Origin of the sequence: Chryseobacterium sp. PTM-20240506 (genome assembly GCF_048296755.1) — a bacterium.
GTDB classification, from domain to species: Bacteria; Bacteroidota; Bacteroidia; order Flavobacteriales; family Weeksellaceae; genus Chryseobacterium; species Chryseobacterium proteolyticum.
In genome coordinates this window covers 4,490,722-4,511,176 of the sequence record NZ_CP182581.1, presented here as the reverse complement: position 1 = coordinate 4,511,176, position 20,455 = coordinate 4,490,722, and the positions used below count along the sequence as shown (strand labels likewise).

Here is a 20,455-nt window from a genome sequence, read left to right as displayed (position 1 = left end):
TATTGTGGTTGTAAAATTAAATGGAGATTGGTTCAAGTCTGTTAACCTCATAATAACATGCTATGAAAAATTTTCTCAATATAGTCCCTCCTTTTGTAAGCTATTTCTTTATCTTATTATTTGTATATGCAAGTGTCAGTAAACTACTAGAGTTTGAAAGATTTCAGATTCAACTGGCACAGTCGCCACTTTTAAGTGCTTATGCCGGTTTTGTCTCATACAGCGTCATTATTATAGAATGGGTTGCTTCTATTTTACTGTTGGTACCCTTTTGCAGACGCTTAGGCTTATACCTCTCACTGATTTTGATGTCAGCATTTACAACCTATATTTTCATCATTCTCAACTATAGTGACTTTGTTCCTTGTTCCTGTGGAGGAATTCTGGAAAAACTAGGCTGGACTGAACATTTAATTTTTAATGCAGTGTGTGTATTACTTGCAATTATTGGCTTATTCTTAATAGAAAAGAAAATTCATGTTCGGACATCAAAAACCGCTTTAACGGTAGTAACATCAATCGTAGTAAGCATTATAGTAATGATAGGTCTGTTTCTTTCCTCTGAGCATGTTATTAAAAAGGAAAATAATTTTACAAGGCGGTTTATCAAGCACCCTGTCATCGAGCATCAATCACTACAGCTGGACAATGATTTTTATTATTTTGCAGGGTTTGATGATCATAACATTTATCTGTCTAACCAGAAGTATCCGCAACAGCTTCTCACAGTTGACTCTTCGATGCATCGGACAGCCTCTACCTCTGCCCGAATAGAAATAGATCATCCTTACAAAAACATCAGGCAAATAGTATCAGATGGACATTTCTATATCTATGACGGATCGGTACCTATCATTTTTAAAGGCAGGCTTGGGAGTGAATCTACCACAAGAATAAGTTATAAAGACGCTTATTTTAATGATCTCAGGGTTATCGACTCTTCTCATTTTGCCATCAGGACACAGATACGTCCGAGCAACCATCTGGTTCTAGGGCTTCTTAATATTGACAGTCCTGAGAAATTACAATTAAAAACAACCGTTTTACAGAAACAGACCGACGGCCTTTTTGATGTTGATGGAAGCATGGCTTATGAACAATATACGAAAAAACTGCTGTATACCTATACATACAGAAATCAGGTGATTGTCATGAACAGCAGTATGCAGGTGCAGCAATTACTTAAGACGATAGATACTGTAAAAACTGCCCAAATCAAAACATCGAAGCTCTCTGACGGCACTTACAAGATGACAGCACCTGCCCTGAAGGTCAATATCAGATCTGTTGTGTACAGAAATCTGCTTTTTGTTCAATCCAGTCTGATGGGCAGGCATGAATCGAGAAAAGCGTGGAAAAAATCAGATGTACTGGATGTATATGACATGGATTCCAAAAGTTATGTAGGAAGCATCTATATTTTTAAAAAAGACGATCATACACTCAATGACATCATTGTCACGGACAAATACCTGTACACTCTCCATAATAATCAGCTCACCCAATACAAAATAACAAAAGCATTATCGCAATATATCAAATCGGGGAAGCCGAAAACCGATCAACAGAGTAGGCAACACTAAATATTTCATGTTATGAAAAAGATCCTTTTCCCTGCTTTACTAGTTGTACTAGGAACAGGAACAGCATTTGCCACAAAGATGGCAAATCAGACCAACAAAGCTATTGTACCGGGATATGTTATGGTTCCGGATGGTAATGGAAATTTCACGTGTGAACAAGCAGGTAAAAACTGTAGTGACATTCCTACAGGGCCTATCTGTCAGCTGTCAGACGGCACTCAGCTGAAAGAACAGGTCTCAGAAACCTTCTGCGACAATGTTCTCAGAGAAATTCCACAGTAAAAGAAGAGGATGCCTTACAGGGCATCCTTTTTCATTTCTTTATCAATCCAGGGAATATCTTTTTTATCTTTCAGAAAGTAATCCCACCACTCCAGGATTCTTAAATGCAGGTCCATGCTCTCAGCACTGTTTTTTGCCAGATCATGATCCTGATCTTTGTAATACAGTACTACCGCCTTTTTTTGATTTCGCAGTAAACCGGTATACAATTCTTCTGTATGAGTATAAGGGACATTTCCATCTTTCAGCCCTGTCCAGAGCATGATCGGCTTATTAATTTTCTCTATATTAGCAATAGGACTGTTATCATAGTAAAGCATTTTGTTCTGAGAAAACGGCACCTTCATATCAAACTGTCCGTTTTCAAAGCGGGGATAATTGGGAAGCTTTCTTTCCTGACTGAAGGAAAAATAAAATTTCACCAGATCCGTAACTGCTGCTCCTGATATATAGGCCGCAAAACGATGGGAACGGGTCGCTATGAAACTGGTGCTGAACCCGCCAAATGAATGCCCCATGAGTCCTACCCTATTGCTGTCAATATTGTTATTTCCTTTCAGGGCATCCAGTCCTGAATGCACACAATCCAACGCGGAAAATCCAGGTCCGCGACTGTCCAAAACCACATCGGGAAGAAAAACAAAATAGCCATTATCAATTAATGACCGGATGTTAATCCCTATTCCTGAAAAAAAAGGGTAAGGATACACCGACGCACTTTTATTCTGGACTTCATAGATCGACAGAACCAGTGGATACTTCTTTCGGACATCAAAGTTAAGCGGATAGTACAATACACCTTTGATGGGAACACCTAAACTATTCTTGTATGAAAGTACTTCCTGCCTGGCCATAATGATCTCCTGATCATGCCTGTTGCTTTGATACACTTTTTTCTTTTTACCGCCGTGATATTGATAAATTGCCTGAGGACTGTTGAAATTCTCTTCCAGACTTAAAACCGTATGACTCCGGGTATTGATTTTGAAATCACTAACCCTGTTTTTAGTAGCCGGAAGCAGCACCTTTATTGTACGTTGGAACCACTGAGCGTATGATGTTTCATTGCTGTTTGGATCATACTGCTCAAAGATGATGGGATTATTTGTGTCAACACTACGGATTCGAAAATCCGCACCTAATGTTCCATAGATAGCCTCTTCTTTGACATTGACAATGGTTACTTTTTTATTTTCTGTGACAGCTATGGGTGCCAGGTTTTCCGCACGCAGATCAAACCGGTAAAGACCGCTTCGGCTTTCAAAAAAAACATATCGGTTATCTTGGCTGAATACAGGCCTTTGGATTTCTTCATTTCCAATAGTTTTTTCTTTCGATGACATCGTATGATACAGGATCCATCGTTTTTTTTCTTCATTGAAGCCTATAATAAACTCTCCTCCCCGGCTCACTACCAGATTTGAAGTTTGTGTGAGTATCTTTTTTGATGTTTTACCAACACGGTCATACAAATAAATGTCAAACCAGGAAACCGAACTGACATAAGCATTCCTCTCTTTCCGGTCAAAGCTTAGAAAATACCTGTCATGGTCCATAGCGGCCATAAACATCCCGTTGCGATCGATCTTTTCCAACTGTTCTGACTGTACATTATACACACAGTATTCGTGGTACTGCTCTCCCATTCTATAGAGCCAAAGATCCTGATCGGTACCGTATTTTATTTCCGGCTGGTTAGCTGGAGAGGGTTTTGGACGGGTATTACAATCCAGAAAAAAACCAGCTCCATTATTAATCTCACGAACTTCGATATAATCTGCTTTCATAGAGCCGTTGCCAACTCTTGAAATTTTCAGTGATTTGGTGTCGAGTAATACAAACTGCAATCCACCAGAAGACTTCTCCTGCTCTGTAACCGCCAAATATCTTTGTGAGGGAGTCAGCATGACTTTTTTAATACCCTGCTCAGAAGTATACACCTTTTTAAATGTTTTGGACTGCAGTGACCAAACAGATAAGACATTGTTCTTCTTCACAAAAATGTACAGCTGGTTCTTTTTATTGCCTACCAGCTGTGCCACATCGTTAACGGAAGCAACGAGTTTGTCTTTGCTGTCAAATACTTCCAGAAGACGGTTTTTATACAAAACAGCATAGTAACCAAGGGAAGGAAGAACCTCTATGGTACCGGCTTCCTTAAAATCTTTCTTATTCCCGGACCGAAGGTCAACAAGCTCCGCTTTATCATTTCCTAACCATAAGAAACGGTTACCTTTTAAAAACCAGCTTTCAGAAACACCTACAAAAGCATCCGTAAGATCCTGCTGTTGACCGACTTTTACAACGACCGTGGTATCCGTATTCTTTTTATAAATCTTAGTAAAGGAAATCCACTGGCTTTCATTATCAAACTTAAGGTTGGCAATGGTGTAGAATTTATCATACCTCCCCTTGATGGAATCCATATTATACTGCCCCAACAAACCGCTACTCCAGATAAATGTGATTACGGCGCATAGAAACGGTTTAATCTTAATAGCCTTCATTCTGAGGTTTTAAATTAGAGTTCAATAAAATGTCCTGCTGGGGTATCGGCCATACTTTATGATAAGGCTTCCAATTGGGCTTCGCCTGTAAAGCTGTATCGAGCTTCCCTGTTCTTTTAAGATCGAAAAAACGATGTCCCATTTCTGTAAAAAACTCCCTGCGGTTTTCCATGACAATCTCGTTGAGTGCAACTTCCTTTGATAAAGGCATGGCTAACGGCAATATTCCTGCCCTCTGTCTGGTTTTATTGAGGTACGAAAGGGCTTCATCTATTTTATTTTGCTGTACCAAAGCCTCGGCTAAAAGAAGATACACCTCCTCCAGGCGTGCAATGATTGAATATTCCGTTGTATTGGCTGTCCTGTTTTTGTATTTCTCAGCCCTGTACCAGGTTGTTCCGTTAAAAGCTACCGGAGCCATCCAATACTGCTTTCTTAGATCTGCAGAAGAAAAGGTATTGACAAACCCTGAACTGAGCGCGGTCATCGAAGGTGCTGAATTGGTAAAATAATAAATTCCGGACTCTTTGGTCCCGTCCCCCGAATTTTTAGGCTTTAGCTGCCAGAGGATATGGCTTCCCGATTTAATGAAGACCTTGGTAATGTCATTCTGAAACTGGTACAGCGGACTTTGAATGATACCTTTGCATAAAAGCTCTGCCTCTGACCATTTTCCCTCTAGCAGACAGACTTTAGCCAATAGCAGTTCCGCCATTTTACGGTTAGGATAAATCCTCTCCGTATTTCTGTAGTTGTCCTGAAGCAGGCTGATGGATTCTTTAAGATCTTCACTGAGCTGTATAAGCACCTGTGCCTTATCAATTTTTGAAATCGACTGATTAACCTGATAATCGGTAGTTGTAGGATAAGGAATATCTCCATATACCTGCTGAAGGTATAACAGCAGCATGGATCTGACCATTAATGCCTCTCCTTTAATTCGGCTGCGGTCTGCCTTGGAAATGGACTTTGACTTTTCAATACCTTCCAGTATGGCATTGGCGACATACACCTGCTTATAAGAAGTTGACCAATCCGTATAAATACTTGCGTTGGAATCGTTCTGAAGGTTGTGGGCAATCTCAGGAAGTCCATTGGTGGCTGTAGTGGAATAAAAGTCCAGATCATCAGTATAAAGCCCTAATAATCTCCCGGACTGATCCCCCGCAAACGGAGAGCTATCACGTAGTCCTGAATATAGTCCTGCCAAAACAGCATCCGCCGTCTGCACATCCACAAATACCTGATCGGAAGCAATCTGATTGGAAGGCAGTTCTACCTCGATTAGTTTTTCACAGGAACTCATACTAGATAATACTACAAATCCTGTTATGATATAGAATTGTTGATAAAGTTTCATTGTCATAGTTTTAAAAGTTAATCTGCATGCCAAAGGAATAGGTTTTAAGAGGTGGCAGGAATCCTAAAGATGAAAACTCGGGGTCCAGCCCGAAATAGCGGGTCCAGGTATACAGGTTCTGCCCCTGAAAATAAATCCTGGCTTCTTTGATGAGTTTGCCCTGCAAAGGAATCCGGTAACTGAGCTGAATATTTTTCAGGCGGATAAACGACCCATCGGACACGGTTGCATCACTCATCTGAAATAAACTGTGCAATGGTGATGCGGCAGCATGATACGGCATATACAATCCATTCGGATTGTCGGGTGACCAGACATTCAGGACTTCTACCGGAAGATTCCTCATCAGTCCGGGGGATGACATCTGATAATTAAAATTGCGGCTCTGCTGTTTGACAAACTGGACAAGCAGTGACAGCGACCAATTTTTATAGCTGAAATTATTGCTCCAGCCTCCGAAAAACTCAACGCCTATATTTTTAATTACCTGCCTGTCATCAGGGGAACTGATCTTACCATCACCATTGTAATCCGTAAAGATATACTGACCGCTCTGAGGGTTGACGCCTTCCAGATGGTACAATTTGACAATATTCACAGACTGCCCAATTGCATAAGAGTTGGCATAGGTAGAGCCTTCCAGTCCCGGAAACGACAGAAGTTTATTCTTCGGAATGCTTAGATTGGCAGATGTTCCCCATTTAAAAGCACCGGTAAGCGGACGGCCCACGATCTCAAATTCCCAACCCGTATTTTGAATGGTAGCATCCAGATTGGCCAGCACTGAAGTAAACCCAGTTACCGAAGGAAGCTGATAACCTACCAGCTGATTGGAAGAACGGTTGCGGTAATGGGATGCTGTAATATTAAGTCTATCCCTGAAGAATCCCATTTCCAGTGCAGCTTCCAATTTGATGGTTTTTTCCCAACTGAAATTAGGATTGAACAGTTTGGAAGGAACCAGTCCCGTTACATTATTATACCCTAAAGTAGAAGTGATAAATGTATCGTTGTACTGGTAGTTCCCAATATTGTCGGTTCCTGAAGAACCATAACTTACCCTCAGCTTTCCAAAGGAAAGCCAGGATAGTTCTTTCATAAAGCTTTCATTGGAAAATAGCCAGGCCGCTCCCACCGCACCGAAATTCGCAAACTTACGGTTGGTTCCAAAACGGCTGCTTCCGTCTCTTCTCCCTGTAATATTAATGATATACCGGCGGTCAAACTGGTAATTAAGTCTTCCGAAGACAGCTGTATATTTATATTCCGTTTTGACCTGGTCCGAGATCAGTTTGGTAGTAGCCGCCGCAATATTTTCAATAAATGCATTGCTGGTAAAACCATACCCCTGTATGGCACCCTGAGTATTCAGATCAGCCTGATAGGTGCCCCCTGCCAGGACATCTCCCTGATGGCGTCCTTTTTTGAAGGTCCAGTTCAATTGCGGTTCCAACGTGTAGGATAGCCTGCTTTTATTACTCTGCAGCGCTCTGGAATTGGCAGGACCTATACCCAATGACGGATTATAGATCGTACTGGGCTGTAAGGAAAGTTCATCAAAGGTCTGATAACTGATCCCTCCATTGAGTCTGATCTGTACATTTTTCAACAATTCGTAACCCGCCGTGAAGTTATTCATAAACTGCACATTGTTGTTGGAATAGGTACTGTTATAGGCAGCCAAAGGATTATCAAAAGTATTGTTCTGCCAGTTGATATTCCCCTGTGAATCGTACAGAGCCGGAGCATTAGGAGCCAGAAACAAAGCACTGCCGGTATTGTCCAGACTGATTACATTATGTTCCAGCTTTGAAAAGAGTGTTGACATCGTAAAGTTAAGACGGTTGTCTGCTGAGCGGTGTGACAGGTTGCCTAGTAAGGTATTGGTTTTATACCGGAAATCTTTGGCAAAGACCGTGGTCTGCTCATTGTGCCCGTAACTTACCAGAAAAGAGGTTCTCTCCCCGCCTCCCGATAAAGACAGCTGGACATTGGAAGTTACCGATGTATTGCCGAGAAGTGTCCTGAACCAATCGGTATAACGGTTCTGATCCCATGTACCGTTAATATCATACGCAGTAGCCGGATATACTGAAATTCCATCATTCGCATAGGCCTGTCTGCGCATTCCCAGATATTGCTTCGTATTCATCATGGTAAGATTGGAAAGGCTGCTGCTTAAAGCATAGGATGTATTGAAGGAAAGCCCTAAAGAGCCTTTCTTGGCCCGTTTAGTGGTCACGAGTACCACTCCATTGGCTCCTCTGGAACCATAGATAGCAGTAGCATCTGCATCTTTTAAAACTTCAATGCTTTCAATATCATTGGGGCTGATATTACTCAATGGATTCAGGTTGGCATCTGACAAAATATTGGCTCCGTAAGTAGCAGTCATTCCACTGCCTACAGGTACCCCATCCACTATATATAAGGGTTGGCTGCCATCAATTTCACTGTTGGCGTAGGTTCTCAGGCTATTACGTCCCCGGATCTGGATACTGTAGCCGCCTCCCGGAACTCCTGAATTCTGGGTGATATTGACTCCTGCCATTCTTCCCTGTACGGTTGATAACACATTGGTGACAGGCTGGTTTTCTATATCTTTTGCTGAAACTTTAGCAATACTACCGGTTCTTTCTTTGTCTTTAACCTTGTAGTAGCCAGCGTTGAGAATGACTTCTTCGATTCCCTTTACTTTTTGTTCTAAGCTGATATTAACGACTTTCTGATTAGTGAGTGTGAATTTTTCCTCTGAATAATCAGGGTGTCTGAACAATAGGATGGAATTTTCTGCTAAAACCTGTAATGTATAGGTTCCGTTGTTGCCGGTCATCGTTACCTGATCACTACCTTCTGTGGAGATTACAACTCCCTGTAAAGGTTTGCCTGATGAGGTTACGGTACCGGAAATAGTGCGTGTCTGGGCTTTTACAGTAATGCTTACAGCGGTAAACATGAGCCCAAAGAAAATGCCTCCTATATTGTAATAGGAATTTTTCATAGATTTGTAAAGGTTTTTAATTTTCTAAAGATTAATTACTGAACTACGCTCTTTCCCATTGGTCTGCAAACTCTATGGGAAGGGGCTTTTTTCTTTCTTCTGATTTTAAGTTGAGTAGTTTTTTGATTCATTTTTTAGATAAAGACTTTCCTGATGCCCTTTAGTATGAAAAAGGACTGGTGAGGTTCTGTAATCAGTAACCGCAAGGCACCGGAAAGAATTTAATATGAATGAAATCTGTGTTCCCGTGTAAGCTTTTTAAAGCCGCAATAGGTTGTACATTCCTATTGTATCGTGTAGTCTGATACTATGTTTAGGAAGCGGGCTTAGATTTGTTATGTAGAAATAAAGCGAACAGCATTGAAAAAAGACGGCGTGGGAACTCTACATTATCCGTAATAGGGGTACTGGTATACCTTGGAAACAGATAAGAGAGCCCACGCCTAGGTCGTGAGCTTAATACTTATCCTCTTGTTTCCTTAAAATTACCAGTTTTCTATTACAAGATTCTAAGCAATAGCTTCTATTATTCTTTGAAGTATCGCAAAGTTACATTTATTGTAACTTATTTTACAAATATAATAAAAATATAATTGGTAAACAAAAGCGTACCGAATAAAAATTTGAATAGTTTTTAATTGCATTCATGTTTAATGATGTTGAAAAAATCATAATGATAAAGACTGCTATTGCATTACGGCTATTACTTAGCCGCAATAAAAGTCATTCTCAAAGCTATGATTTTGACATCATTGATAGTTATGAAAAAATTGCTATAAATTCTAATGCTGATATTAGAAAAGCAACTGTAACAAATGCTTTTAGTGGTAAAAAAAGATCATCAATGGTAACAATAACTCTTATTGTCGAATCAATGGGATTTACAATGTCAGATTTTGGTCAGCAATACTGCAATATATCAAATGAACAAATTACAGAATTTCAAGAAAAGCATTTCAAATAAAATACTAACTAGAATTGTAATTTCATAATTTACAAAAAACTTAATTACTTCTATATTAAGACTTCTATCTTAAAAATTTATATCAAACTTATTACTCTGCTAGACACTTCTAAATCATTTACTTAAAATGATACCTAATACATAAAATGTAATATGTAGTATTTAAAGGTGTTTTTTGCCTAAAAATGAAAATTGTAAATTGCAGAAGATTTAAAAGGAATTAGATGTCCAAGAATGAAAGAATAACAGAAAATATCGTCCGCGATAATCTTAGAGATTTAGATTACTACAACCCTGATAATGGAATAACAATAGAAGAGCAAAAGTCAGAAATAATAAAAGTTAAGAATTTATTGTCAAAAGCTAGTAAAAATTCTAAAGGAAATATTGGTTACCCTGAATTTATTATATCAAATAAATTGGATCCAAATTTCATTATTATTATTGAATGTAAGTCTGATATTAAGAAACATGAAAGTCAAAATTACGATAAACCAGTTGGTTTTGCAGTTGATGGAGTGATTCATTATGCAAAGCATTTATCAAAAAAATATACAGTTTTAGCAATAGCAATAAGCGGATATAGCAAGGATAATTTAAAGATTTCAACTTTTCTATTTCCTAGTGAGCAAGATTCCTATAGAAATTTAGTTAATGAACATGGCTTGGAAATTGAAATGCTACTTAAATTTGAAGATTATTATAGATTAGCATCTTTTGACCCAGAGGTTTCAAAAAAAAGGTACTCGGATCTAATCTCTTTTTCAAGAGAATTGCATGAATTTATTTGGGCAAAAGCAAAAGTATCTGAAGAAGATAAACCTCTTTTAGTTAGTGGTACTTTAATTGCCTTAATGAATGATGCGTTCCAAAAGTCATATAAATATTTAAATGCTGAAGACGTTCAAGAAGCCTGGATCAATGCCATAAAAAAGGAGTTAAATAAAGCTGAAATTCCACAAGGGAAGAAGGACACAATGATTCAGCCCTATACCACTATTGCAGTTCATCCAAATTTAGGTAAACCGGATAGTCGTACTGAAAAAGAATATCCTGATGGTGTTTTTAAAGAGGTAATTGATAGAATAAATGATAATGTATGGCCTTTTATAAGTATATACCACGATTTTGACGTAGTAGGCCAATTTTATGGAGAATTTTTGAAATATACAGCAGGAGATAAGAAAGCTCTAGGAATAGTTTTAACTCCAAAACATATAGCTGAATTATTTTCTCTAATAGCAAATGTTCAAAAAACAGATGTCGTCCTAGATATATGTGCCGGAACAGGTGGATTTTTAATTTCAGCCATGCAACAAATGTTGAAACAAGCTGTTACTGATGACGAACGAATTGACATTAAGAGAAATCGTTTAATTGGAGTTGAAAATTCACCTAAAATGTTTTCACTTGCTGCAAGTAATATGATTCTTCGCGGTGATGGCAAAGCTAATCTACACCAAGGAAGTTGCTTTGATAATGCAATAACAAGTGCAATAAAAAAGACTAAACCAACAATAGGCTTATTAAACCCTCCTTATTCACAAGCTAAAAGTGATGTGGAACTTCATGAGTTATATTTTGTAAAACACATGTTGGATCTCTTGCAAAAAGGTGCAACTGGAGTTGCTATAATTCCAATGAATACAGTAATATCACCACATTCTGCAAAAGAAGAACTTTTAAAAAAACATACATTACTGGCTGTAATGACTATGCCTATTGAACTATTTTATCCTGTTGGTGCGCCTACTTGTATAGTTGTATTCGAAGCACATATACCACACAAAACATCAAATAAAAAAACTTGGTTTGGATACTGGAGAGAGGACGGTTTTGAAAAAACTAAACATTTAGGCAGAGTTGATTTAAATAATAGGTGGGCTGGCATTAGAGACTACTGGATTGAACAGTATAGGAACAAAGAAGTTAAAGCGGGCGAATCAGTTATGGAATATGTTACATCAAATGATGAGTGGGTTGCAGAGGCTTACCTTCAAACTGATTACTCAAAAATTACTGAAGATGAATTTGCCAAAGTAGTAAAAGACTACTCAGTCTTTAAAATGTTAAATAAACTTTAATAATGGTACCATTAAATAAAATTTTTGATATACAGTATGGGCACTCACTTGAATTAAATAAATTAGAAGAATGCAATCCTTCTGAAGGTATTGCATTTGTTTCACGAAAATCTGGTGAAAATGGTATAGCAGCCTATGTGAAACAAATTCCAGAAATTCAACCGGCACCTGCTGGAGAACTAACTTGTGCTTTAAGTGGAAATGGAGTATTGTCTACATTTATACAAAATCGCGAATTCTATACTGGTTATCATATTGCTAGATTAAAACCGAAGTATAATATGGATCAATCAGTTTTACTTTATTATTGCTTATGTATAACTAAAAACAGATATAAATATAGCTGGGGGCGACAAGCAAATCGAACTTTAAAAAGTTTATTAGTTCCTGATTTAACCGAGGTTCCGACTTGGGTAACAAACTACCATAATGAATCGTTTGATACCAATAGGGAACCAATAATAAAAAATGTTGATTTACAATTAAAACCTGAAAATTGGAAATCTTTTCGTTACGATGATATTTTTGAAATATGTAAAGGTTTTTATAACAAAAAACCTCCTGTTTCCGAAAAATCACCAGATACTATTCCGTTTATTGGAGCTACAGAAAAATCAAATGGAATAACCTCCTACATCAAAATTTCAGATGTTGCAATATATAACAAGATAGGGAAAATTACTGATGTAGATTTTAGCGGCAAAATATTTGAGGGAAATTGCATAACCATTAGTAATAATGGTTCAGTCGGTGAGGCATTCTTTCAAGAAAAAAGATTTACTTGTTCACACGATGTAAATCCAATCTACTTAAAAGATAAATCTATTACTCTTAATAAATATATTGCAATGTTTTTGTGTACATTAATTAGGAGAGAAAAATATAGATGGGGATATGGTAGAAAATGGAGACCAATTAGAATGCCTAATTCAATAATAAAATTACCAATTAATAAAGATGGTAATCCAGATTGGTTATTTATGGAAAACTACATTAAGAGTCTGAATTTCAGCTCTTCAATTTAAATTCATCAACTGTAGAGTAAAATATCTTTCCATTAGATAAGAAAGGTATACTTTCTTAAGAAGTAGTTACTTAATAACAATTTTATAAGCTCCAAAGCATTTTGCTCTGGAGTTTTTCATGTGAGTTTTTTAAATTGTCTAAAATCAATATAAACACTAAATCAGCAAGAAGACTTAATTAAAATCAGTGTGACTTTTAATTAAGTATGGTAAACCGTAATATAACGAAAGATTTTTTTTTTAATTTTGATAAAATCTGTTCTTTAAACATACAGATTGACACTAATAACCATAAAAAATGAGCGCTACCCCAAATCCATTTAATGAAAAGCTAAAGACTTGGCAAAATATAATCCAAGATTGTAATGTAAATTTTTTAATAGGTTCTGGCCTTTCAAATCCTTTTTTTGGAACGCTAGGAAATATTGAAATTTGGCTCACTGAATTAGAAAATGACACTTCATTAAAAGCAGATTTAAGAAATTATATTAAAGCGAGTTTATATGCAAGTTACTTTGTAGTAGCTATGCAGAAAAATATTGTCTTACATAATATCACATCAATAAAAGATGAATTAGTTTCAGCACCAAAGAATGACATTGAAAAACTACAGAACACTTATAAAGGTTACAAAGATTTTTTAAGAGTAATTAATCAAATAATATATCAAAGAAGAAGTAATACAGTAAATAAGCAAACCAACTTATTCACAACAAATATTGATATCTTTTTAGAAAAAGTAATTGAAGATTTAAATCTACATTTTAATGACGGATTCAGTGGAGTTTTTAAAAGAACATTTAGCCTAAGCAATTTTAAGAAATCATTCTATCAAAAAAGTCTTCAGTATGATAATATCGCAGAAATTCCAGTCTATAATTTATTAAAAATACATGGTTCAATCACATGGAAACTTGAGGGAAATCAATTAATGTTTAGTAATATTGATACAATTTATTCAATTGAAGAAGAGTACAATAAAACCGATTTTTTAGATATAATTAAGCTAGACAATGATTACTGGAATAAACACAAAAAAAATATTCCCTTTAAAGAAATTGTTAAAGAAGCACAGAAAAAAACAATTGTAAATACTAAGAATTTTGTTACGGCATATGAAAAGCTACAAATTGTAAATCCAACAAAAGCAAAATTCAAGGATACTACATTCAACAAATCATATTATGAAATGTTGAGACTTTATGCAAATGAATTAGAAAAAGAAAATAGTGTATTATTTATTTTCGGATTTTCAATGGCAGACGAGCATATTCGAGATATTACTTTCCGAGCCATAAGATCCAATCCTACTCTAAAAGTTTTTATTTCTTCTTACACCAAAGCTGCAACTGATATAGTTAATAATCTTAAATTGGATAATATTGATTTAAAAGACTTTCATAATGTGGAATTATTAAATGAGATTGACAATTTTAATCTTAATCTCATCAATGAAACCATCTTTAAAACAATGCTGGATAATATTAATTGTTTGTAGAAATGGAAAAAGATTTACAAAAAGATTCTATTTTCAGAGTTGGCAAAGTAGTTTCAGTTGAAGGTAGAACAATAAAAATTGAAGTCGACAAAAGTAAGAATAGTTCACATTTATTGTACAATGGTGAAATAATTAGAAATATTTCGGTAAATAGCTATATTAAAATTACAAAAGGATTTAATCGTATCATCGGCAAAGTTGATGGTGAATATATATATGAGGATTCTAATTTTACTGATAAAAATTATACAAATGAAAAACAGAAAATTAAGCGTATTTTAATAGTAAAACTCTTAGGCTTCTTTACAAAACGTGGTTTTGAAAGGGGTATTAAGGAGCTTCCTCTAATTAATAACGAATGTTTTCTGCTAGATAAAAAAGAATTTCAAGATGTTCACCAGTTTGTAGGAAAAACTGATTTACCACTAAATATTGGAACTCTAACTCATGAGCCCAATCAAAATGTGGAAATTGGTATTAATGAACTTTTTGCTAGCCATATTGGTATTTTTGGAAACACTGGAAGTGGTAAATCCTATACCTTGGCAAAAGTATACTATGAACTTTTCATGAAATTTAAGCATGAGGAAAAGTTTAAAAAAAATGCAAAATTTCTTTTATTTGATTTTAACGGAGAATATGAATCAAAGTATAGTATAATTGAAGAAAAAAAAGTTTACAATCTAAGTACTCGTACTATAAGAAAGAAGGATAAACTTATTTTTTATGAAAGCGATTTACTTGATAAAGATCTGTTCAGTATAATTGCAAATGCGACGGAAAAGACGCAAAAACCATTTGTAGCAAGAACACTAGAGTTTTATAAAAAAATTTTCCATTCAGAAGATGCTTTAGAATATTTTCAAAATATCCTCAGAAAAAGGGTTAAAGATGTATATAAAATGGCTGATAAAGTTAAAGCCGAGCTACTTCTTGATTATTTTAGAGAAATTTTACCTCCACTATATGACGATGATAATATCGAAATTGATTTAGTTAACGATGTTGATTTTAATAATAAACTAAGTGAGTTTATGTTTGATGGAACATATTTGCGAAGTCATCCAGAAAGAATAGAAGAAACTTTACTTTACCAGCAAGTAAATCAATATGAATTTAGCAAAGACTTTATTTCGAGAATTATACATTTCCTTTATTTACAGTTAATACATGATATATTTAGTAATAGAGCTGCAAATGAACATATTTCTCCAGTTATTAATAAACTAAAAAGTTTCCATAAAGATATTGATGCTGTAATTAAAGTTGTAGATGATTTAGATGAAGAGGACTTTTGGGATGACAATTTTTTTTGTGTTATTAATTTACATAAAACTAACACACATATAAAGAAAATGATTCCCTTACTTGTATCACAAAAACTTTACTCCGAACATAAGAAATACAATGGAAAAAAAGAAAAATCATTAAATATAATAGTTGATGAAGCTCACAATATCCTTTCATTTATTTCCGAAAGAGAAAGTGAAACATGGAAAGACTATAGATTAGAAACGTTTGAGGAAATAATAAAAGAAGGACGAAAATTTGGTGTTTTCATGACAATAGCCAGTCAAAGGCCTTCGGATATTTCTGCAACTATTATTTCACAACTGCATAATTTCATTTTACACCGATTAATTAATAATAACGATATTATTGCCGTTGAGAGGACTGTATCATATTTGGATAAAGTTTCTTTTGAATCATTACCTATTTTGCCGACTGGCACTTGTATAATTGCTGGACAATGCCTACAAATACCCATTATGGTTGATATTTCTTCCATAGATAAAGCAAACGAACCAGATAATAAAACAATTAGATTAATTGAAAATTGGATTTAAACAGGTAGCAAAAAATTTCACTATTCCATATAAAATTTAATTTGCCTATATAAACTAATAGAATTACTCTTCACAATTAAAAAATAGTCTTTCAGATTTTTTAAGTTAATTTTTTTTTAAACTAAATATAATTCCTTATAACATCTTATGAGTGACAGAATTGAAGACAATTCTTCGTTTGAAGAATTTAGAAATAATCTCAAGGGAGGAAAATCAGTAAAAAAGATTGCATCATTCTTTGCTCCCTTTAGTTCAAGAGCTAAAGGAATTTTGGATGCTTTTGAAAACTTTGATGAGATTGAAAAGCAGTTTGAAGAAATTTCAAAAAGTCCTGATCAGTTTAACCATTATTTTAGCGAACGCGGTTGGATTGCACATGAGTCCGGAAATCATGATTTGATCTTGGAGTGCATTGCTCTGGCAGAAGCAGGCAATATAAATGAAGCAGAGGAAAAGCTTGCCGATTATTACACATCTGAAGCGATGCAATGGATGATAAGTTCAACCTACGGTATTCCAGAATTTAGATTGCGTAATGTCATGATTAAAGCTGCATTTGAAGATACAAAAGCTCAAAAATATTATTCTGCTGTCCCCTTACTATTAATGATTATTGATGGTACTGTCAATGACATTAGCAAAAGCAAAGGTTTTTTCGTGGAAAATACTGATCTAACCGCTTGGGATTCTATTGCTGCTCATAGTTCAGGCCTCTCTAAACTTAGAGATATATTAAATGTAACAAGAAAGGCCACGACCACTGAAGAAATATTCTTTCCTTACCGTAATGGTATTTTGCATGGAAGGGATCTTTCATATGCTAATAAATATGTTGCAGGGAAAGTTTGGTTAACATTATTTGCCATTAATGATTGGGCAAAAGCTCTAAAGAAAAATAAAGAACGTCCCCTTAAAGAAAAAAACACTCCTACTTTAAAAGAAACTTTTTCAGATCTAAAAGATACCATTTCCAACTATCAACAACACAAATTGAAGATGAAAGATATGGATAAACATATGGATTACTGGAAAGATAGAAAACCTATAGTAAACCAAGATTTTCCAGCTCAAGGAAACGAAGCAGATTATGAAGAATATACTCCGGAAAGAGATGCTGTCCGTTTTTTAATAAATTGGCAGAAAAACAACTATGGGCAGATGGCTAAACAGATTTGTTTATTTTCAAATGAATTTAATATAGGTAAGGAAGCGGGAAGAATTCGAAAAGTCTTTGAAAAAAAGAACTTAAAATCTTTTGAAATATTATCCGTCGAACATCAGGCACCAGCAATTGCAGAAGTAAAAGTAAAAGTGATTGTCTTATTTAATGAAACAGAATATGTAAAAGAAATAGTTTTGCGCATGCTTTATCAGAATGAGCAAGGGGAAAATATGGTGTATGGTCAGATCGGAGGTATTTGGAAATATATGGATTCTTTCTTTTTTCATAAAATAGATATGCTGGACTGAAATTTCTAGGATTATAACTTTCGTTAACCATTAAAATTATGACTTCCTCAATAAAAGATCAACTTGTACGTGATATTCTTGTTTTAGAACATTCTATAACAAGTCCAAGAGACGATCGGGAAATTTGCTTTACATTTCATCAAGTCATTTCAAAATTGTTATCAAATGATGGTTTTAAAACTATACTTAATCCAAGTCCTGATACAAGTAAATTTGATTTCATGTGCACAAAGCAAGATTCTCGAGACAGAATGTGTATTTCTCTTCAAAAGTCAGGTAAAAGTGTTCATGAAGAGCGAGTACACGAGAGGGTATCATTTGCTTTCAACTATCCTTATAACCGTCTTATTTTGTTTGCGCCTCATGGTTTCACTTCAGCATGCTATCGTTTTATAAATAGTACTGATCCATTAAAAGTGGAACTATTAGCCTTAGATGACTTGAAATCTTGGACATCTAAAATAGAAATAGAGTCTAACCTAAATACCCATGAATATGAAGATATCATCAAAATTGTAAGCAAAACATTTATAGAAAAGATAGCGGAAGATCCCAACTTTTTGTTGAAAATAGAATGGAGAGAATTCGAGAAAACAATAGCCGAGTTATTTGAAGTCTTGGCATTTGATGTGACCCTTACATCACCAAGCAAAGATGGAGGTAAGGATATTATTTTGGAGCTTGTCAAAAAAGGAATATCCATGAAATATATTGTCGAGATTAAGCACTGGAAATCCAAACAACTGGTAGGACAAAAATCTGTAAAAGAATTTTTAAAAGTAATTTGCAATGAAAAAAGAGAGAGGTTTGTTTTTATCAACATACGGCTTTACTTCAAATGCTTTCGAAGGTTTAACAGAGTTAGAAAGAAAAAAAATTAGATTTGGAGATCAACAAAAAATCGTCTCACTATGCAATACTTACCTGGAAGTTAAATCTGGAATCTGGACTCCTTTACAGGATTTGCAGGAAGTTCTTTATGAACAAACTTTTTAAAAACCATAACGAATAGTTGAATACAGTAATTCAAAATCTTACGCTTTAATATTAAACAATTTCTTCACTATGCTGCAATCGTGTTCAGGACTCTATTATGAGTGAACGTTCTTAACTTTATTAGCAATATCTTCTATAGTAATTAATCCTAATAATTTTTCATTTTCACTACCGCTGTTTGTAATAAATAATACATCGAGATTTCTTTTATGGATATTTATTTGATCAATAAACAAATCATAGGCAGTATAAATATCACAGTCTCTCGATATAAATTTAAAATTTTTCTTAAACTCAATATCGACTATCAATTCTTTGATAATAGGATTTTCCACCATGATTTCATTCTGATTAATATTTTTTCCTAACCATCTTGAAATTGTATTTGTATTAATTAGCTCCGCAACCATTCCACCTTCGTCAAATACAGGAAATTGCGAAAAAGATTTTTCCCTCATTACGTTCAAAATTTTATCTAATCTCTCGTTTTCGTTAGCTCCAATCACTTCAAAAGAAAATAAAGGAATAACCTTTTGTGGATTTAATAATTTTTGTAAAATCATGGCAAACTCATTAACAACTTCTCCCAGAGGTTCTGCAATATAATTGCCACCTAATTTAGGTGTGTGTGTTATAGCGTTTCTAAGTTCTCCATAATCTATCAATTTATCTCGGTACGATTTTATAATTGAATTTTTGCTACTTTTTATTTTTGAGGCAAAAGTTTCATGATTCTGATTGTTACCATTTTTTAGAAATTTATCAAGTTGATTATAAATATCTAAAAATTTTTCTGCATTTGTCATATTATTATCTTTTTAACAAGCACTTTGTATAATTCAAAAATTTACTGGCAAAACCTGCATTAAGGGTAGCATCATATATGTACAGTCTAATTTTTTTTATTCGCTTAGTCGAAAACAGCTTAAGATCATTTTGAGATAAAGTTATAAATACTGAGTATTCATAACTATCTTTATCTGCTTCCACATCTATCTCTGCGTTTTTAATCCATTTAGTATTGTCTTCAAATATTAGAATTACCCCTCGTTCATTTACATTAACCGTATTGCCATAAGCTCTTAAACTTAGGTAATAAGCAGATGGTCTTCCTTTTTTTGAAACCTTTGTTAAAGATGCGGGAGCTAAATTGTTGCCTTCCGTCATTGGGGTTCTAATAGTTTTTTCATTGGTGAAATCATCATCATTTTCTGAGAGTTGTGAGCAAAAAAAATCTACAGGGTAATTTATATCAGCAACTAAAAAAGGGAAGTTATGTTCAAACTTTTTATCGTATTTATAGTAAATGGTTTGGGCTTTTACTTCATCTTTCAAGATAAAAATAGGAGAATCAAAATAACCTGAGTTTTCTGTATTAAATGTTTTTCCGTCTTTGCCAATAATATTTTCAATAATGAAAACTCTATTTTTTAAAGAATCTTTTTCCGTTTGAAAATTATATGCTACTGAGGGATATAATACCTTATTATCATAATCTTTTTGAAGATCTTTTAGATCACCATAAAAATTGTGACTAAAGTTGACTCCAATGAGATCTTGTTTTAATTTTACCTTTGTATTTTTATAAAGTACAAAATCGTTAGCTAAAAATATATCTTCAAATTTTTGGGCGTATGTTTTGATACATGAAATAGTTGAAAATACAATAACAAAGCAAAGTTTCAAAAAGTTAATTTTGATTTGTATAAATGTCTTCATGGTTTTGAAATATTCTTAAATTTAAATAATAAATCTTACTTTACAATACTATAAAAAAAATATTATTAAGTTTTTTTTAATCATTACGCCATAATACTTAACTATACTTTTTAAATAAT

At 34.6% G+C, this 20,455-nt stretch carries 14 protein-coding genes; 9 read left to right on the top strand and 5 right to left on the bottom strand.

Features of this window, described 5'->3' with window-relative positions; all coding sequences use genetic code 11:
• Positions 1-62 precede the first annotated feature (62 nt).
• Complete coding sequence (locus tag ACNFU2_RS20255) at positions 63-1,583, top strand: DoxX family protein (protein WP_418122921.1); 1,521 nt, start codon at positions 63-65, stop codon at positions 1,581-1,583.
• A gap of 12 nt (positions 1,584-1,595) precedes the next feature.
• On the top strand, positions 1,596-1,865 hold the full coding sequence (locus tag ACNFU2_RS20250) for a DUF6520 family protein (protein WP_418122919.1): 270 nt from the start codon (positions 1,596-1,598) through the stop codon (positions 1,863-1,865).
• Between the two features lie 14 nt (positions 1,866-1,879).
• On the opposite strand, the gene ACNFU2_RS20245 is transcribed toward ACNFU2_RS20250, so the two are convergent.
• Genes ACNFU2_RS20245 through ACNFU2_RS20235 form a run of 3 tightly spaced genes read right to left on the bottom strand, consistent with a single transcriptional unit; the run spans position 1,880 to position 8,733 of the window.
• Positions 1,880-4,372, bottom strand: a complete 2,493-nt coding sequence (locus ACNFU2_RS20245; RefSeq protein ID WP_418122917.1) for an alpha/beta hydrolase family protein — start codon at positions 4,370-4,372, stop codon at positions 1,880-1,882.
• Positions 4,359-5,732 carry a RagB/SusD family nutrient uptake outer membrane protein gene (locus ACNFU2_RS20240; RefSeq protein ID WP_418122915.1) on the bottom strand — a complete coding sequence of 458 codons (1,374 nt, stop codon included), beginning with the start codon at positions 5,730-5,732 and terminating at the stop codon, positions 4,359-4,361. The genes ACNFU2_RS20245 and ACNFU2_RS20240 overlap by 14 nt, the downstream gene beginning before the upstream one ends.
• Before the next feature lie 10 nt (positions 5,733-5,742).
• Positions 5,743-8,733, bottom strand: coding sequence for a SusC/RagA family TonB-linked outer membrane protein (locus tag ACNFU2_RS20235; protein WP_418122913.1), 2,991 nt, complete (start codon positions 8,731-8,733; stop codon positions 5,743-5,745).
• A 673-nt stretch (positions 8,734-9,406) separates the two neighbouring features.
• Here ACNFU2_RS20235 and ACNFU2_RS20230 point away from each other — a divergent pair.
• The 7 genes from ACNFU2_RS20230 to ACNFU2_RS20200 all read left to right on the top strand — a co-directional run bounded on the left by ACNFU2_RS20230 (position 9,407) and on the right by ACNFU2_RS20200 (position 18,502).
• Entirely contained in the window at positions 9,407-9,697 is a 291-nt protein-coding gene (locus ACNFU2_RS20230) for a hypothetical protein (protein ID WP_418122911.1), read from the top strand.
• 224 nt (positions 9,698-9,921) lie between these two features.
• Entirely contained in the window at positions 9,922-11,781 is a 1,860-nt protein-coding gene (locus ACNFU2_RS20225) for an HsdM family class I SAM-dependent methyltransferase (protein ID WP_418122909.1), read from the top strand.
• A gap of 2 nt (positions 11,782-11,783) precedes the next feature.
• Positions 11,784-12,806, top strand: coding sequence for a restriction endonuclease subunit S (locus ACNFU2_RS20220; RefSeq protein ID WP_418122908.1), 1,023 nt, complete (start codon positions 11,784-11,786; stop codon positions 12,804-12,806).
• 298 nt (positions 12,807-13,104) lie between these two features.
• Positions 13,105-14,304, top strand: coding sequence for an SIR2 family protein (locus tag ACNFU2_RS20215; protein WP_418122906.1), 1,200 nt, complete (start codon positions 13,105-13,107; stop codon positions 14,302-14,304).
• Between the two features lie 2 nt (positions 14,305-14,306).
• Positions 14,307-16,151 carry an ATP-binding protein gene (locus ACNFU2_RS20210; RefSeq protein ID WP_418122904.1) on the top strand — a complete coding sequence of 615 codons (1,845 nt, stop codon included), beginning with the start codon at positions 14,307-14,309 and terminating at the stop codon, positions 16,149-16,151.
• Positions 16,152-16,298: 147 nt separating this feature from the next.
• Entirely contained in the window at positions 16,299-17,621 is a 1,323-nt protein-coding gene (locus ACNFU2_RS20205) for a hypothetical protein (RefSeq protein WP_418122902.1), read from the top strand.
• Between the two features lie 38 nt (positions 17,622-17,659).
• Entirely contained in the window at positions 17,660-18,502 is an 843-nt protein-coding gene (locus ACNFU2_RS20200; protein WP_418122900.1) for a restriction endonuclease, read from the top strand.
• A gap of 210 nt (positions 18,503-18,712) precedes the next feature.
• On the opposite strand, the gene ACNFU2_RS20195 is transcribed toward ACNFU2_RS20200, so the two are convergent.
• On the bottom strand, positions 18,713-19,423 hold the full coding sequence (locus tag ACNFU2_RS20195; protein WP_418122898.1) for a CBS domain-containing protein: 711 nt from the start codon (positions 19,421-19,423) through the stop codon (positions 18,713-18,715).
• 4 nt (positions 19,424-19,427) lie between these two features.
• Positions 19,428-20,336 (bottom strand): hypothetical protein, encoded by a 909-nt coding sequence (locus tag ACNFU2_RS20190; RefSeq protein ID WP_418122896.1) that lies wholly within the window; start codon positions 20,334-20,336, stop codon positions 19,428-19,430.
• Between the last annotated feature and the right edge of the window lie 119 nt (positions 20,337-20,455).

Coding starts and splice junctions, on each gene's coding strand:
- ACNFU2_RS20255 (WP_418122921.1), top strand. CDS start 63: ATGAAAAATTTTCTCAATATAGTCCCTCCTTTTGTAAGCTATTTCTTT.
- ACNFU2_RS20250 (WP_418122919.1), top strand. CDS start 1,596: ATGAAAAAGATCCTTTTCCCTGCTTTACTAGTTGTACTAGGAACAGGA.
- ACNFU2_RS20245 (WP_418122917.1), bottom strand. CDS start 4,372: ATGAAGGCTATTAAGATTAAACCGTTTCTATGCGCCGTAATCACATTT.
- ACNFU2_RS20240 (WP_418122915.1), bottom strand. CDS start 5,732: ATGAAACTTTATCAACAATTCTATATCATAACAGGATTTGTAGTATTA.
- ACNFU2_RS20235 (WP_418122913.1), bottom strand. CDS start 8,733: ATGAAAAATTCCTATTACAATATAGGAGGCATTTTCTTTGGGCTCATG.
- ACNFU2_RS20230 (WP_418122911.1), top strand. CDS start 9,407: ATGATAAAGACTGCTATTGCATTACGGCTATTACTTAGCCGCAATAAA.
- ACNFU2_RS20225 (WP_418122909.1), top strand. CDS start 9,922: ATGTCCAAGAATGAAAGAATAACAGAAAATATCGTCCGCGATAATCTT.
- ACNFU2_RS20220 (WP_418122908.1), top strand. CDS start 11,784: ATGGTACCATTAAATAAAATTTTTGATATACAGTATGGGCACTCACTT.
- ACNFU2_RS20215 (WP_418122906.1), top strand. CDS start 13,105: ATGAGCGCTACCCCAAATCCATTTAATGAAAAGCTAAAGACTTGGCAA.
- ACNFU2_RS20210 (WP_418122904.1), top strand. CDS start 14,307: ATGGAAAAAGATTTACAAAAAGATTCTATTTTCAGAGTTGGCAAAGTA.
- ACNFU2_RS20205 (WP_418122902.1), top strand. CDS start 16,299: ATGAGTGACAGAATTGAAGACAATTCTTCGTTTGAAGAATTTAGAAAT.
- ACNFU2_RS20200 (WP_418122900.1), top strand. CDS start 17,660: ATGACTTCCTCAATAAAAGATCAACTTGTACGTGATATTCTTGTTTTA.
- ACNFU2_RS20195 (WP_418122898.1), bottom strand. CDS start 19,423: ATGACAAATGCAGAAAAATTTTTAGATATTTATAATCAACTTGATAAA.
- ACNFU2_RS20190 (WP_418122896.1), bottom strand. CDS start 20,336: ATGAAGACATTTATACAAATCAAAATTAACTTTTTGAAACTTTGCTTT.